Source organism: Methylobacterium sp. 092160098-2 (genome assembly GCF_028920805.1).
Taxonomy (GTDB): domain Bacteria; phylum Pseudomonadota; class Alphaproteobacteria; order Rhizobiales; family Beijerinckiaceae; genus Methylobacterium; species Methylobacterium fujisawaense.
In genome coordinates this window covers 351,436-366,115 of the sequence record NZ_JAQPZJ010000001.1, presented here as the reverse complement: position 1 = coordinate 366,115, position 14,680 = coordinate 351,436, and the positions used below count along the sequence as shown (strand labels likewise).

Sequence of the window (14,680 nt, the reverse complement as noted above, 5' to 3'; positions counted from 1 at the left end):
CGGCCGATCCGAACACGTGAGGACCGCAGCGACGGTATCGGCGAAGCCAGCCGAGCCGACCGCCAGGGCGCCTCCTCGGACCTGAACGATCAGGGCGCTCGACCGGATGCCCCCCGGCGTTGGGGGCCGGTGGTGTCCTCGCGGCCATTCCGAAAAGAAAGTACGGCAACCCGAAGGGCATGGTCCGGTCCGCAGATCACGCTAAGGACGCGGTCTGGACCCATCGGCCCTATGATCGAGCCGGCATCGGGTTTGATGCCGGCCTCTGTTTCCAAGGGTTGGACCAGGCATCCGCGCCTGGGCATGTCGGGTCTAGGGAGCGAGGCGGATCACGTTCCCTACAAATCGGGATAAACTTAAATGAGACCGCCCCTCCAGAGGTAACAGAAATCAAGACAAATTCTCATGTTAGCGTGCACCAAGGCGGGTTGTCGGATCTGCTGCGGACTGTGCTGCGCAGATTCTTTTCCGGAACCAGGCTGTGGTACTGCCGCCTCAATCCGAAAAACCGTGACGGTGAGACGGTGAGACGGTGAGACGAGGGCAATTTGTTATCCTCCGAGCCATCGCGGAAGCCGCAGTCGGTCGAGAACACGGAAACGCGAAGCTGAGCGGACGTGAGGGGCCGTTCGCGAACAAGGTCAAACTTCTCTGTAAGCACGGATCTGTATGGACAGAGTTCCGTGTGCTTTAGGCCAAGCTCATTTGAGAGCACTCCCTGTGGGGATTCCTCAAATCAGGACAAGCTTTGCCGAGAAATGACAAGCCTGTGTGATGGCGCGGTACAGCACGGTCCGGCCTCTGCCGGGCCGGGAGGCGCGCGCACGTGGTGGGCAGCGCCGGCGCATCCTGCCCGTCGCGTGCTGATCGGGGCCGTGTGAGTCCCCAGTGAAGCGCATCGCAGAGCGTGCCGGGTCGGCAAGGCGCGGCTTCTCCAGCCCGGCGCGAAAGGTGCGGGCGAGGGCGGCGCAGATCGTCAGCGGATGGGCGGCTCCGGAAGGCGCATCAGGGGCTCGCCGACGCGCAGACGCGACCCCACGGAGAGTTCCGGACAGAGCGTGAAGCCCGGCGGTGCCAGCACCACGATGGTGGAGCCGTGCTCGAACCAGCCCATCTCCGCGCCCTTCGCCAGATGCGCGGCGCTGGGCAAGGTCCGCCCCCCGGTCTCGCGCAGGGCAAGCCCTTCGGGCAAGAAGCCGAGGCGTAAGCCCGCCACGAGGATGGCCGCCACGGGCACCAGGGTCACGGCATGGCCGCCTTCCGCGAGGCGCAGGCGCAGGATCGCGCGCTCGTTCCGGCAGAACAGCGCCTCGACACGCTTCAACGCGATCGGATTCACGTTCCAGGTATCGCCCCAGATGTGCCGGACCGACTCGACGCGCAGATCGTGCGGCGCGTGAAACCGATGGTACATCCCGGCCGTCAGCCGCAGGGTGGCATAACAGCCGCCTTCATGGGCGCGCGCCAGCGTGACGTCGCCGCCGAGCAAATCGGCGAGCGGATAGGACAGGCCCTTGATCTGAAACAGGCGTCCCGCTTCGATGCGGCCATGGGCGCCCAGGATCGCGTCGCTGGGGCTGGTGAGCACTGCGGGATCGGGGGCAACCGGCCGGGCGCCCGGGCGTAGGGCGCGCACGAAGGCGGCGTGAAGGCTGGGAAAGCGCGTCTCCTCGGCGTCGCGGAGATCGACGTCGCAGAACAACCGCCACGTCGCGATCGAGAGGTCGCGCACCAGGGGCTGTTCGATCCGGCTGAACCGGCCCATGAACCGGGTGGCGAACCGGCGCGGAAGGCGGTTCGTCAAAAGGAAATTGAGATCCTCCTGCGCGCCGACCCGCGCCAGGACCGCCCGCAACCGGGATCGGGCAACCGTCATCATGCCGTGAACCGTCTCCGATAGGGCGCGGGGCGATGTCCGCGCTCCTCATCACCCTGTCCGCCACCGCCGCTGCCGCGGTTCTCGCCCTGCCGCGCGCGGCAGAGCGCCTGCAATTGTCGCGGGCGAAGCACCGTTCGCTCACCGGCCATGCCCGCATGGCCCGGCGCGTCGCCGGGCTGATCCCGCACTACGCTTATTCGGAGCGCGCCTTCTTCCGGTCGGACGAACCGGACGAAGCGGTGGCCCTGCGCCGCGAGGCGGGTTTCGCCGGGCTCTCCGACCGGTTCCGGACACGCTTCGCCCGGACGCGGGCCGAGACCGAGGCGGTGCGCGACGGCCTCTCGGATCTGCAGTTCACCGGGCTGTACCGGGTGCCGTTCCAGTATGCCCGCCACGTGCGCGCGCATCTGGGGACAGGCGCCTTCGCGGCGTCGGCCGCGGGCGTGACCGTCACGGATCTCGACGGCAACGTCTTCTACGACCTCGCCGGCTCCTACGGCGTGAATCTGTTCGGCGTCGATTTCTACCGCGCCTGTCTGGAGGAGGGCGCCACCCGCGTCGCGGCGCTCGGCCCCGTCCTCGGGCCGCTGCACCCGGTCGTCTCCGGCAACGTCGCGCGGCTGAAGGCGATCTCGGGACTCGACGAGGTCTCGTTCCACATGTCGGGCACCGAGGCGGTGATGCAGGCGGTCCGACTCGCCCGCTACCACACCGGCCGGCGCAGGATTGTGCGGCTCTGCGGCGCCTATCACGGCTGGTGGGGCGAGGTGCAGCCCGGCATCGGCAACCCGGTCCCGACCCGCGACACGCTCACCCTGGCCGACATGTCGGAGCGGACGCTGCAGGTGCTCGCCACCCGCCGCGACGTCGCCTGCGTCCTGGTCAACCCGCTCCAGGCCCTGCACCCGAATGCCGGCGCGCCGGCCGATTCCGCGCTGGTGGACAGCGGTCGCAGGGCGTCCTTCGACCGCGCCGCCTACACCAAGTGGCTTCACGACCTGCGGGCGGTGTGCAGCGCCCGGGGGATCGTGCTGATTCTCGACGAGGTCTTCCTCGGCTTCCGTCTCGCCCGCGGCGGCGCGCAGGAGTATTTCGGCGTGCGTGCCGACATGGTCACCTACGGCAAGACGCTCGGTGGCGGGCTGCCCGTCGGCGTCCTGTGCGGGCGCGCCGACCTGATGCGCCGCTACCGGGACGATCGTCCCGTCGACATCTGCTTCGCCCGCGGGACCTTCAATGCCCATCCCTACGTGATGGGCGCCATGGGCGCGTTCCTCGAGCGGCTGGACACCCCAGCGGTCGCTGCCCTCTATGCCGACCTCGACGCGACCTGGGACGGGCGGGCGCGGCGCCTCAACGCCCTGCTGGCGGACGCCGACCTGCCGGTGCGGGTCGCCAACATGTCGACGGTGTGGACGGTCCTGTACACCAAGCCGTCGCGCTACAACTGGATGCTGCAATTCTACCTGCGCGCGGAGGGATTGGCCCTGTCGTGGGTCGGGACCGGCCGTTTGATCTTCAGCCTCGCCTACGACGACGCGGCCTTCGAGGCCGTGGCGACGCGCTTCGTGGCGGCGGCGCAGGCGATGCGGTCGGATGGGTGGTGGGAGGGTGGCGCCCCCAGCGACAAGGCGATCCGCCGGTCGATCCTGCGGGAGGTCGCGGCGGTGCGCCTGGGCAGGCTCGGCACCCGGCTGGGCCTGCGCGCCCCGGATCACGACTGATCCGGGGCGCCGAGCCGCGCGCTCGGCGCGGGATCCAGCCCTAGGCGCCGCGCTCGTGCGGCTCCTGCTCCTCGACCAGTTCGCCGTGCAGCAGCGCGAGCGGCGCCTTATGGTAGAGCTTGATGTCGTGAAACGGGTCCGTAAGGATCTTGGCGACCCAGACGAGACCGGTCTGCACGTCGCGCTGGACGAAGAGTTGCACCATCCGGAACAGCAGCCCGGCCACCGCCAGCCACAGCCAGATCCAGCCCACGTTGCGGATCAGGTCCGCGGTGGTCTGGTGCGGTGAGATCAATCCGAACAGGCTCGGGTCGAAATAGAGCGGCAGAGGCGACAGGGCCCAGATCGCCAGGAGTACGACCTTGCGTTGCAGGTTGTAGCCGACCTTGATCTCTTCCTTGTGCTCGTGCGTCGCGTCGTTGATGTGGTCGTAGCCCTTCGGCTCGAAGAAGAGGTGGCCGGCCTGCCGGGAGGTCATCGCCACGAGCCAACCGATCAACGCCGCCGTGGCCGGATCCTTGAACGCCAGGGCATAGGCGAACAGAAAACTGATCGCGCTGACGACGTGCAGGCTCTGGTTGATGCGGTTGTGGTGGTAGTATCGATGATCGTCCCAGCGCTGCACGCGCAGCGCGTCCAGAAAACTCGCCATGGTGTTCGTCCCCGCTCGGATTTGGGTGGGCTGGTCGGAGGTGAGGCACCCTCAGGCGTCGCGCTTGCGCAGGCGGAGGAGGGAGAAGTGGCCGAGGGGCGGGAGCGCCCGGCGCTCGACGATTTCCACGGGTGCAGTCACGGCCCAGGCGGCATAGCGCTCCCAGGCGAACTCGGTCCGCCAGCCGAGGCGGCTGGTCACCGGCGCGAGGGCGTGCTCGACGACGCGCCGAAGGCCGGACTCGGCACCGATCCGGGTGGTGATCACGATCTCGCCGCCGGGGCGGAGCACCCGGGCGAACTCGTCCAGCGCCGCCTCGGGATTGGGCACCGCCGTGACGACGTACTGCGCCACTACCACGTCGAAGGACGCGTCGGCGAAGTCGAGATGCTCCGCGTCCATCACGGCGAGACGCTCGACATTGCGCAGGCGCAGCCGCGCCACCCGTTGGCGCGCCTTCTCCAGCATGGGGGCCGAGATATCGATCCCGACGATGCTGCGGGCGTGCCGGTAGGCGGGCAGGGACAGACCCGTTCCGACCCCGACCTCCAGGATCCGGCCGCCGATCCGTTCCGCGGCCGCCGCCGCCAGGGTCCGGCCCTGCGCGAAGACGGGCCCGAAGACCAGATCGTAGACTGGCGCCCAACGGCCATAGGCCTTGGCGACTCCGTCGCGGTCGAGATCGGGACCGAGCTTCGCCGGACGCGAGGAACCGGTATCGTGCATTCCGATGGCCATGAGCATCCTGTCTCGATGTCGGCAAGGTCGGCGCAGGGGCGGTCTTGGTCTGACCGCCGGTGTTGCGGATTTCGGTCGTGCGTTCGGGATCGAATTCGTGTCAGCGCGGGTTCGGACCGGCTGCTCCGCAGGCGGAGGATGCGCGACCGCCTGCGCCCTGGCCCGATCGACCGCAAGCTTTGCGAGACAGCATCGGCCGATCAGGAGGAGCGCAAATGCGGGTGGCGGACTCTTGGTTCATGCCGAGCCACACCGACAATCATCGACCCCACGCCGCCCCTCCGCAGAAGTCTTTCCGCCGGCAAAGCTATGTCCGTCGTTTGACAGCGTTGTGACAGTATCATCAACGGCGCGAGCCAATCCTAATTTCGTTGGCAAAATAGCGATGATCCAGACGGAACATCTTCGACCGACGCCAGGAATGCGATCCGCCCAATGCCTGTTCTTTGAACCGTGGCTCGCGCCTCTCAAGCGGTGGCTACGCCTGAAAACGCGGCATTCACGATGCCGCCAACCCGCAGCCACCGCGCTCTCGTCGGAGATCCGCGGATGCGCAATGATTTGAGGGCGAGAAAGGTGAAGGTCGCCCCTTCGACATCTTCTCGCCCTCTTATCGACCAGATGTGGCCCGGTATCGCCAGCAGGACAGGGCGCGAGGACGCGCCGAAGGAGTGTTTCGCGTGATCGAGAATTTGCGGCGTCAGACCATCGCGGTCGCGGCCTTTGCCGGGATCGCCCTCAGCGCCGGGCAGGTGCAGGCTGCGCAGTGCGGCAACACAGCGGCCGGGTTCGATGCGTGGAAGCGGCAGTTTGCCGAGGAGGCGCGCGGCCGGGCCAGCGCTGCCAGCCTCGCGGCATTGCAGAACACCACCTATTCCACCGCCACGATCTCGGCGGATCGCGGACAGCACAGCTTCAAGCTGTCGCTTGAGCAATTCCTCGCCAAGCGCGGCGGCCCGACCATCGTGTCCCGCGGACGCGCCCTGAAGCGGCAGAACGCTGCCCTCTTCGAGTCCATCGAGCAGCGTTACGGCGTCCCGCCGGGACCGCTCCTAGCGATCTGGGGCATGGAGACCGGCTTCGGCGCCGTGCGCGGCAACGTCAATACGCTCTCGGCGGTGGCGACGCTCGCCTATGATTGCCGCCGCTCCGAATACTTCACGGATCAGCTCTACGCCGCCTTGACCCTCGTCGATCGCGGCCTGCTCACCCCGAGCACCCGCGGCGCGGCGCATGGCGAGGTCGGCCACACGCAGTTCCTGCCGAAGAACGTGCTCACCTACGGCACCGGCGACCTCAACAATGTCGGGGCGGCCCTGTCGTCGACCGCGAACTTCCTCAAGGCCCATGGCTGGCGGGCCGGCGCCGGCTACCAGCCCGGCGAGCCGAACTTCGCGGCGATCCAGGGCTGGAACGCGGCCCCGGTCTACGAGAAGGCGATCGCGCTGCTCGGGCGTCAAATCGACAACGACTAGCAGTCTATCGCACATAGATCCGTGTCTTAGAGACACGAACACTGGTGGCGGTGCGCCTGAAAATGGTCTCGATCGATCCAAGATCGACCATCGCATCGCCGCAGAAAAGCCGGCCCGACCCCGCTGTCTCGCTTTGAGCGGGGCCGGTCCGCCCGCGGCGATTCCTCACCCTGTGGTGGAGGGCTGCCGCCGGTCTGCCCCGTCTCGCGACGAGGAGCATGGGCAACCGCATGGCTGTCGAATCCGTGCCGCTGGACGGCCTCAAATCCCAGACTGCGCGCGGCGCCTGGCTGGCGCCCCTTTCGGTGCTCACCGGCGTGGTAGCCCTCGCTGCCCTCGGAGGCAGCGTCCTGCACCGCGCCCCGGATCCGGCCGCCGAGATCGAGATCGCCCGAACGGAGGCGTCGACCGAAAGATCGGATGCCGCTGAGACGGCGGCGGCCACCGTCGTCGAATCGGAAACGGTGGGATCGCCTGATCCGTGGCGGGAAGCCGCCGGCGGAAAGCTGTCGCGCTGGGCTTGGACCCAGATCGCGCCGCCCGCTTTGACACCAGAACCCGTGCCGGAGCCCGGCGCCGAGACCGAACCGAAAGCCGCGGCGCCGCCGCAGGCCGCGATGGTCGTCCCGCTTCCGATTCCGCGGCCGCCCGAATTCCGTGCGCCGGCCGGAACCGGCTTCGCGCGTCGGTCCGACCGGCGCATGGCGCGCCGCGACGTCCCGCCTGTGGCGCAGCCCGCTCCCCAGACCGACGAGCGGTCCTTCCTCGAGAAGCTCTTCGGCATCGAGCGCGGACCGGCTCTCGCCTACGCCGCTCTGGAGAGCAAGCCTGCGGACGTGGCGCCACAACGGCGCATCTCGCCGCCGCTGGCGCTGTCCCCGGCGCCGAGCCCGACGGGCGGAGTGGCCGTCTACAACATCGCCGCCAAGACCGTGACGCTGCCGAACGGCGAGCGTCTTGAGGCCCATTCGGGTCTCGGGGAGGGGCTGGACGATCCCCGCCTCGTCAATGTGCGGATGCGCGGGCCGACGCCGCCTGGAACCTACGATCTCACCGAGCGCGAGCGGCCGTTCCACGGGGTTCGGGCTATCCGGCTCACGCCGGTGGGCGGCAACGAGGCGGTCTATGGCCGTGTCGGCCTTCTGGCGCACACTTACATGCTGGGGCCGCGCGGTGATTCGAACGGCTGCGTGTCGTTCCGCGACTACGAGCGGTTCCTTCAGGCCTTCCTGCGCGGCGAGGTGCAGCGCCTCGTCGTGGTCAGCGGCACGCAGGATCCGCTCCCGAGCCTCGCCGCCGGTACGGTCACGACCCGGATGGCCCGCAACGGCGGTTGAGCCCGCCCCGCGACCTGAGCCGGCGGCGCGCCGCGCATCGCGCCTTGAACCGGCCGGTCGTGCCGTCCGAGGTCACGGACCGAGAGGCCGGCCCGCTCATCGATGCGATGGGCAGCGTCCGCAAGCTGGAATCCTCCGGCCCGTTCGGACCGCGCACATGGAGACCCTCGTCGCCGGTACCGTCTGCCACCGGATCGGGAGAGACCGGTGGGTCACCGGCGTCCAGACCGCCAAGGCGCCCGAAAGGATCGCCTCCGAGCTGCGACGCGCCACCCGGATGGACGGCGACTGAACCGACTTGACGACGCCAGGGCGCGTCATGCCGAACTGAACCGACGGCCGGCCGTCGCGCAGCATCAGCCGTTGCCAGTCCATCCGATAACGTCGATCACGGATCCGGACGCACGATCCCGGACAGTCTATCGGCGGCGCCCGATCGTGCTCGCCTGTCATACCGAGGGTGGTCGTCAACCTTCGATGCTTGCATCCGGGCCTGACAGGCAGACGGTGAATGCAACCCCTGCAGCGATTGTCCTTTCGAGCCTCGTCCTCTAAGAGGCCGACATCAATCTGCTGAGCTAAGCCAGCCAGCGTCTTTCCTCCCCCTCGGCGATCGCGCCTGTGCGCGTTCGAGGTCTTGGACCGAAGATTACGGCTCCGGCCGGATCGAGCGTCCGAGTGGCAGGAGACACGCGCGTCGCATCGGTACGTTCCGTCGCCTCGCGATCTGCGCGGGCATCGGAACTTCGCACCGCTGCGGACACGCGCCGGACCGTCGTGTCGGGTCGATCGAGACCGCCGCCACGCCGCCACGGCAACGGGGAAACGATCCGGAAGGCCTGACGAGCGGGGCTCTCGCTCGTCGTATCGAGTGTCTTCCGTACGCGGATCGGCCGATCGGGCCTGTCCGGTACGCAAAAAGCGGGATCTGCCCATGCGTGGCGACGACGAGACTCACGACCTGCGTAACCGCCGTGCCTCGGCCGCGCTGCCTCTCAGCCGGCGTCAGATCCTTGGAACGGCCGCGACGGGCCTGGCCGTGGCCGCGCTGCCGGGCTCGCCGGTCCTGGCCGACGGTGCCGACGGCACCGTCGACGTGCTGCTGATCGGCGGCGGGATCATGAGCGCGACCCTCGGCATCTGGTTGAATGCATTGGAGCCGGATTGGTCGATCCAGATGGTCGAGCGGCTCGATCAGGTCGCCCTGGAGAGCTCCAACGGCTGGAACAATGCCGGCACCGGACACTCGGCCCTGGCGGAGTTGAACTATACGCCCGAGAACAAGACGGGACAGATCGAGATCGCCAAGGCGGTCGAGATCAACGAAGCTTTCCAGGTCACCCGTCAGTTCCTGGCGCATCAGGTCAGGACCGGCGTGATGAAGGATCCGCACACCTTCATCAACTATACGCCGCACATGAGCTTCGTCTGGGGCGACGACAACATCGCGTACCTGAAAAAGCGCTGGGAGGCTCTCAAGGGGAGCCCGCTCTTCGCCGGCATGGCGTATTCGGAGGATCCGGAGCAGCTCCGCAAATGGGTGCCCCTGATGATGGAGGGGCGCGATCCGAAGCAGAAGGTCGCCGCGACGTGGTCGCCGCTGGGCACCGACTGCGAGTGGGGTGAGGTGACCCGTCAATACGTCGCCCATCTGCAGAAGCAGCCGAGCTTCAAGCTCCGGCTGTCGACCGAAGTCGAGACCATCGCGAAGAATGCCGACGGCTCGTGGCGTGTGACCTCGAAGAACCTCAAGGACGGCACGCGCCGGACGGTCGACGCCAAGTTCGTCTTCATCGGTGCAGGCGGCGGCGCCCTGCACCTCCTGCAGAAATCCGGCATTCCGGAGGGTGACGATTACGCCGGCTTCCCCGTGGGCGGCTCGTTCCTGATCAACGACAATCCCGACGTCGCCACGCTCCACCTCGCCAAGGCTTACGGCAAGGCGTCCGTGGGCTCGCCGCCCATGTCGGTGCCCCATCTCGACACCCGCATGCTCGGCGGCAAGCGCGTGATCCTGTTCGGGCCCTTCGCGACCTTCTCGACCAAGTTCCTGAAGGAAGGCTCCTATTTCGATCTCCTCAGCTCCACCACCACCAGCAATATCTGGCCGATGATGAAGGTCGGCGTCGACGAATTCCCGCTGGTCGAGTACCTCGCCGGACAGCTCATGCTGTCGGACGACGACCGGATCGCGGCGCTCCGCGCGTACTTCCCGAACGCCAAAAAGGCGGAGTGGCGTCTCTGGCAGGCGGGCCAGCGCGTCCAGATCATCAAGCGCGACGCGAACAAGGGCGGCGTCCTGAAGCTCGGAACGGAGATCGTCAACGCCAAGGACGGCAGCATCGCGGCCCTGCTCGGGGCCTCGCCCGGGGCCTCGACGGCGGCGCCGATCATGCTGCAGGTGCTGGAGAAGGTGTTCGCCCAGAAGGTCGCCACGCCGGAATGGCAGGCCAAGATCCGGGCGATTGTCCCCAGCTACGGCACGAGGCTCAACGACGATCCCGAGCGCGTCGCCCAGGAATGGGCCGAGACCAGCGCACAGCTCCAGCTGCCGACGCCGCCGCAGATCGACCGGGCCGTGCTGAAACCGGTCCCGACCGGCAGCACCGTGCTCAACAGCAGTGCTACGCCGGTGAAGGAGCCGGTCCACGACCTCGCGCCGTAGGACCGGTTCGGCGTGCGCGACTGCGCGCACGCCTGCCAGGGTGGTGGCCGGATCCGCCGCTCAGAGGCCGAGCCGGCCCACCGCCGGCAGCTTGATCCCGGGTCGCCGCAGGTCGATCCCCGCGACGCCTCCGAGCAGGTTCAGCTCGAATCCCTCGACCCAGCCGAGGGTCACTCCGGCATAGCCGCCGAGATTGACGCGGATTCCGGTCCGGGAGGGCGTCAGGCCGGCCCAGCGCCCGTCGTAGGGGAAATCCTTGCCGATCGCCGTCGTCGGCAGGCTGGCGCGGATCTCCGGCACCGCCGCCATCACGGCGGCCACGAAGGTGTTCGAGTTGGGCCCAGGCCAGACGACATAGTCGCCGGGCCGGCTATAGCGGTACTCGGCCACAGCCCTGCGGATCCGCGGGAGCATCGCCTCCGCCTCCGGCCCGTCCGCCGCGAACACGACCGACGGCGGATTTCCAAACCAGCGCCCGTCCGGCACGAACCGGTCGACCCAGATCGGCTGGCCCCAGGCCGTGTAGTCGAACCGGCTGAAGGCGGGGGCGTCGCGGTCCTTGATGACGATCCAGCTATGCGTGGCCACGATGCCGCGCCAGCTCACGGTCCGCGCCGAGAAGATGCGCAGCACGGCGCCGGGATGCGCATCCGCGCGTGGCAGCAGACCGACGCTGGACCGATCCGCGAGACGCCAGTCGCCACTCGCCCGGGTCGCGTAGAGCACGGCCGATGCCGCCACGGGCAGGACGAAGAGCACGGCGAGCGCGAGGAGGACGATCCTGAAGCAGGTCACGAACGAGGGGGCTCCCGATGATGGGCCGGCCGGATGAAGGCTGCGCGTGCCCCGACGTATGCCGCCAGTGGAACGCGGCCGCGCGGATCGGTTCGCACCGTCGCTCTCAACCAGCGGCGGCGAGCGCGTCGAGCAGAAGCGTCGCGGCGAGGAGATCCGCGCAGCCACCCGGGCTGAGGCGCGTCGCCACGAAGGCGCGGTGGATCGCAGCCGCCCGGTCCCGCCAGCCCGGCGCCGCGATTCCGCCGTCCGCGAGAAAGTCCGCCGCCGCCGTCTGCGCCCATCCGAGGCCGTCGGGTCCCCCGCGATGGAGGAGATTGGTATCGTCGACCACCGCCAGCAGCGCGAAGAAGCAGTGCACGCGCGCCGCCTCAGGCTCGCCCGGCCGGCAGGCGCGCCCGGCGCGCAGCGCCGGCAGGCCGACCGTACGGATCGTCGGGAAGCCGGCCGCCGCCTCGGCGCTGGCACCGCCGACTCCGAAGCGGCGCACCGCCCGTCCGCCATGGCTCACCGGCGAGACAGGGGCCCCGGCGATCGCCGCTCCCCACAGATGCCCGACGCGTTCGGCCCGCGCCTCGGCGGATCCGCGCCCCGTGTCCGGCGTGCCGGCCGCCGCGCAGATCAGACCGAGGGAGAAGATGGCGCCGCGATGCGCGTTGACGTCGCCGGTGGCCCGCATCATCGCGGCCTCGGCCCGCAGCCCGATCCCGCGGAGTTCCGCCATCTCCGCCCCTCGGCTGCCCGCCGAGACCAGATCGGCGAAGAACGGCCGGATCGCCGCCGCGCTCCGGTGGAGGGTGGCGGCATCCATGTCGTCGTGGCTGCCGGAATCCACCGGGCTGACGAGGCCGGGCTTCGGCCAGGTCTCCAGTTCCTCGATCAGAGCCGCATGGGCGAGGTCGGCGACGCGCTCGGCCCAGGGGGGCTGGGCGCGTCCGGCATCGGCCGTCGCGACGGCGAGGTTCTGATGAGCGTGCAGGAGCGGACCTCCCCGAGGCGTGCGCCGACATGGCCGGACGGAACTGGGCCGGCCCAACCTATACGGGAAGAAACGGCGCGTGCATGCGTCGGAATCAGCCCCAGTCTGCTTGGGCGTATCCGGCCTGGAGATCCTCCGGAAACACTATCGCCGCGGATGGCGGGTCGGGCTCGGCGAACGCGTGATCTGCCGACAACCGCGGGGAGCCGGGGCTTGGCCCTCCCACGAGAGCCACCGACGACGCGCTGAATGCCGGCCCCGGACGGTCCACCACGCCGACCCGTCCGGGACGGCGCGGCAAATCCCCCGAATTGCCGGCCGCCTGCGTCCGGCACTCTCCTCAGGCCGCCGAGGCGACCGCCGGAGAGATCCGCTTCCGGGCCTTCTTGTCCTCGGTGCTGCTGACGAAGGCCTGCGCCTCCTCCTTGCGCTCGAAGACGTGTGGCGCGACCCCGCGGTTGTTCAGGGCCTCCTCCATCTTCAGGCGCAGGAACGCACTCGTCGCGTACCGGGTCGTGGTGGCGTAGTAGTTCGCCTGCAGATACTGGACCATGCCGGCGTAATCATCGACAAGGTTCTCGTTGAGCCGGAAGCCATCGTGGTTGATCACGGCGTTGACCCGCTGGCCGGCCTTGCGGCAGGCCTCGACGATGGTCATGCGCAGCTCGTCCATGTCGCCCTTCACCCGGCAGTACCAGCCTTCCAAGTTGATGAAGAGGATGTTGCGCTCGCCATCGTAGCTGACACGCGACTTGAGATCGAGGTTGAGCAGATCCGAGATCAGCTCCATCGGCTCGTCGCGGAAGATGCGCGGATCCATCGGCACGGGATTGCGCACCACGGGGGCGAAATCCATGTGGGCGATGATGTCCCGCTCGATATTGATGCCGGGTGCGACTTCGATCAGTTCAAGACCGTCCGATGTCAACTGGAACACGCAGCGCTCGGTCACGTAGAGGACCGGTTGCGACCGCTCCACCGCGTAAGGACCCGAGAAGGTGTTCTGCTGCACCTGCGTGACGAATTTGCGCGCCTTGCCCTCGCTGACGATGCGCACCTGACCGTCGTTCACCGCGATCTCGAGGCCGCCGGCTGTGAACGTGCCGGCAAAGACCACGGTGCGGGCGTTCTGCGAGATGTTGATGAAGCCGCCGCAGCCATTCAGCTTGCCGCCGAACTTGGACGTGTTGACGTTGCCGGCGGCATCGCACTCGGCCATGCCCAGGCAGGTCATGTCGAGTCCGCCGCCGTCGTAGAAGTCGAACATCTGGTTCTGGTCGATGATGCAGTCGGCATTGGTCGCCGCACCGAAGCTCGAACCGGAGGCCAGCACCCCGCCGACCGCGCCCGCCTCGGTGGTGAGGGTGATGTAGGGCGTGATCTTTTCCTCGTTGGCGACCGACGAGATGCCCTCCGGCGCACCGACGCCGAGATTGACGACGCCGTTCGGCGGCAGCTCGAAGGCGGCGCGCCGGGCGATGATCTTGCGCTCGTTGAGCGGCATCCGCTTGATGCCCGTCACCGGAACGCGGATCTCGCCCGCGAGCGCGGCGTCGTGCATGACGCCGTAATTCATGCGGTGCATCTCGGGCTCGGCGACTACCACGCAGTCGACGAGGATACCGGGGACGCGCACGTCCTTCGGCAGAAGATATCCGTCGTCGACGATGCGCTCGACCTGGGCGATGACGATGCCGCCGTTGTTGCGGGCCGCCATGGCCTGCGCGAGGCAGTCCAGGGTCAGCGCCTCCTTCTCGTAGGAGAGGTTGCCGGACGGGTCGGCCGATGTCGCGCGGATGAACGCCACGTCGATCTTGGTCGCCGTGTAGAACAGCCACTCCTCACCATCGACCTCGACGAGCTTGACGATGTCCTCGGTGGTCAGCTCGTTGACCTTGGCGCCGCCATGACGCGGATCGACGTAGGTCTTCAGGCCGACCTTCGAGAACAGGCCCGGCTGGCCTGCGGCGCAGGCCCGGTACAGCTGTGAGATGACGCCCTGGGGCAGGTTGTAGCCGCGGATCAGGTTGTCCTGCGCGGCCTTCGCGACCTTCGGCATGCGGCCGAAATTGGCGGCGATGACCCGCGAGAGGAGGCCGTCATGGTGCAGGCGGCCCGTGCCGAGCCCTTTGCTGTCACCGGCACCCGCCGTCATGATCAGGGTGAGCCCACGGGGCGATCCGGTCTCGACGAACCGCTTCTCGAGGGCGGCGTGCAGGGCCTCCGGGATGCAGCTCTGGACGAACCCCGTTGTCGTCACGACGTCGTTCTCGCGGATCAGCGCGATCGCCTCTTCCGCCGAGATGACCTTGTTCTTCCTCATGGAGCCCGTGATCCTCCCCGGCCTTCGGAGGTGCGGCCGGCCGTGATGCCCGTCCCCTCCGATTCTGCCATGCGCCGCCCCCGTGGTTCCGGGACATATCGGCCCCGGGAGTC

The 14,680-nt window shown here is 68.4% G+C and carries 11 protein-coding genes; 5 read left to right on the top strand and 6 right to left on the bottom strand.

Features of this window, described 5'->3' with window-relative positions; all coding sequences use genetic code 11:
* Positions 1-976: 976 nt before the first annotated feature.
* Positions 977-1,879 (bottom strand): archaetidylserine decarboxylase, encoded by a 903-nt coding sequence (gene asd, locus PQI07_RS01700; protein ID WP_043380867.1) that lies wholly within the window; start codon positions 1,877-1,879, stop codon positions 977-979.
* Between the two features lie 32 nt (positions 1,880-1,911).
* On the opposite strand from asd, the gene PQI07_RS01695 reads away from it, so the two are divergent.
* Positions 1,912-3,603 carry an aminotransferase class III-fold pyridoxal phosphate-dependent enzyme gene (locus PQI07_RS01695; RefSeq protein ID WP_274925939.1) on the top strand — a complete coding sequence of 564 codons (1,692 nt, stop codon included), beginning with the start codon at positions 1,912-1,914 and terminating at the stop codon, positions 3,601-3,603.
* A gap of 40 nt (positions 3,604-3,643) precedes the next feature.
* Here PQI07_RS01695 and PQI07_RS01690 read toward each other — a convergent pair whose 3' ends face one another.
* Positions 3,644-4,255 carry a hypothetical protein gene (locus PQI07_RS01690; protein WP_274925938.1) on the bottom strand — a complete coding sequence of 204 codons (612 nt, stop codon included), beginning with the start codon at positions 4,253-4,255 and terminating at the stop codon, positions 3,644-3,646.
* Positions 4,256-4,306: 51 nt separating this feature from the next.
* Positions 4,307-4,993 carry a class I SAM-dependent methyltransferase gene (locus PQI07_RS01685; protein ID WP_043380861.1) on the bottom strand — a complete coding sequence of 229 codons (687 nt, stop codon included), beginning with the start codon at positions 4,991-4,993 and terminating at the stop codon, positions 4,307-4,309.
* A 680-nt stretch (positions 4,994-5,673) separates the two neighbouring features.
* Here PQI07_RS01685 and PQI07_RS01680 point away from each other — a divergent pair.
* The 4 genes from PQI07_RS01680 to mqo all read left to right on the top strand — a co-directional run bounded on the left by PQI07_RS01680 (position 5,674) and on the right by mqo (position 10,470).
* On the top strand, positions 5,674-6,468 hold the full coding sequence (locus PQI07_RS01680; protein WP_043380860.1) for a lytic murein transglycosylase: 795 nt from the start codon (positions 5,674-5,676) through the stop codon (positions 6,466-6,468).
* Positions 6,469-6,698: 230 nt separating this feature from the next.
* A complete protein-coding gene (locus PQI07_RS01675; RefSeq protein ID WP_274925937.1) occupies positions 6,699-7,805 on the top strand; it encodes a tlde1 domain-containing protein in 1,107 nt (368 codons plus the stop codon).
* A gap of 157 nt (positions 7,806-7,962) precedes the next feature.
* Entirely contained in the window at positions 7,963-8,097 is a 135-nt protein-coding gene (locus PQI07_RS01670; protein ID WP_257787395.1) for a hypothetical protein, read from the top strand.
* Between the two features lie 642 nt (positions 8,098-8,739).
* Positions 8,740-10,470: a malate dehydrogenase (quinone) gene (gene mqo / locus PQI07_RS01665; protein ID WP_274925936.1), complete on the top strand. Its 1,731-nt coding sequence runs from the start codon at positions 8,740-8,742 to the stop codon at positions 10,468-10,470.
* A gap of 60 nt (positions 10,471-10,530) precedes the next feature.
* Here mqo and PQI07_RS01660 read toward each other — a convergent pair whose 3' ends face one another.
* The 3 genes from PQI07_RS01660 to PQI07_RS01650 all read right to left on the bottom strand — a co-directional run bounded on the left by PQI07_RS01660 (position 10,531) and on the right by PQI07_RS01650 (position 14,567).
* Positions 10,531-11,265: a DUF3750 domain-containing protein gene (locus tag PQI07_RS01660; RefSeq protein ID WP_100793886.1), complete on the bottom strand. Its 735-nt coding sequence runs from the start codon at positions 11,263-11,265 to the stop codon at positions 10,531-10,533.
* 106 nt (positions 11,266-11,371) lie between these two features.
* Positions 11,372-12,301 carry a triphosphoribosyl-dephospho-CoA synthase MdcB gene (mdcB, locus tag PQI07_RS01655; RefSeq protein ID WP_446720935.1) on the bottom strand — a complete coding sequence of 310 codons (930 nt, stop codon included), beginning with the start codon at positions 12,299-12,301 and terminating at the stop codon, positions 11,372-11,374.
* Between the two features lie 283 nt (positions 12,302-12,584).
* Positions 12,585-14,567, bottom strand: coding sequence for an acyl CoA:acetate/3-ketoacid CoA transferase (locus PQI07_RS01650; protein WP_274925935.1), 1,983 nt, complete (start codon positions 14,565-14,567; stop codon positions 12,585-12,587).
* Between the last annotated feature and the right edge of the window lie 113 nt (positions 14,568-14,680).

Excerpts from the sequence above, each read along its gene's own strand:
- PQI07_RS01695 (WP_274925939.1), top strand. The coding sequence starts at position 1,912 with ATGTCCGCGCTCCTCATCACCCTGTCCGCCACCGCCGCTGCCGCGGTT.
- mqo (WP_274925936.1), top strand. The coding sequence starts at position 8,740 with ATGCGTGGCGACGACGAGACTCACGACCTGCGTAACCGCCGTGCCTCG.
- PQI07_RS01685 (WP_043380861.1), bottom strand. The coding sequence starts at position 4,993 with ATGGCCATCGGAATGCACGATACCGGTTCCTCGCGTCCGGCGAAGCTC.
- PQI07_RS01650 (WP_274925935.1), bottom strand. The coding sequence starts at position 14,567 with ATGAGGAAGAACAAGGTCATCTCGGCGGAAGAGGCGATCGCGCTGATC.
- PQI07_RS01670 (WP_257787395.1), top strand. The coding sequence starts at position 7,963 with ATGGAGACCCTCGTCGCCGGTACCGTCTGCCACCGGATCGGGAGAGAC.
- PQI07_RS01690 (WP_274925938.1), bottom strand. The coding sequence starts at position 4,255 with ATGGCGAGTTTTCTGGACGCGCTGCGCGTGCAGCGCTGGGACGATCAT.
- asd (WP_043380867.1), bottom strand. The coding sequence starts at position 1,879 with ATGATGACGGTTGCCCGATCCCGGTTGCGGGCGGTCCTGGCGCGGGTC.
- PQI07_RS01675 (WP_274925937.1), top strand. The coding sequence starts at position 6,699 with ATGGCTGTCGAATCCGTGCCGCTGGACGGCCTCAAATCCCAGACTGCG.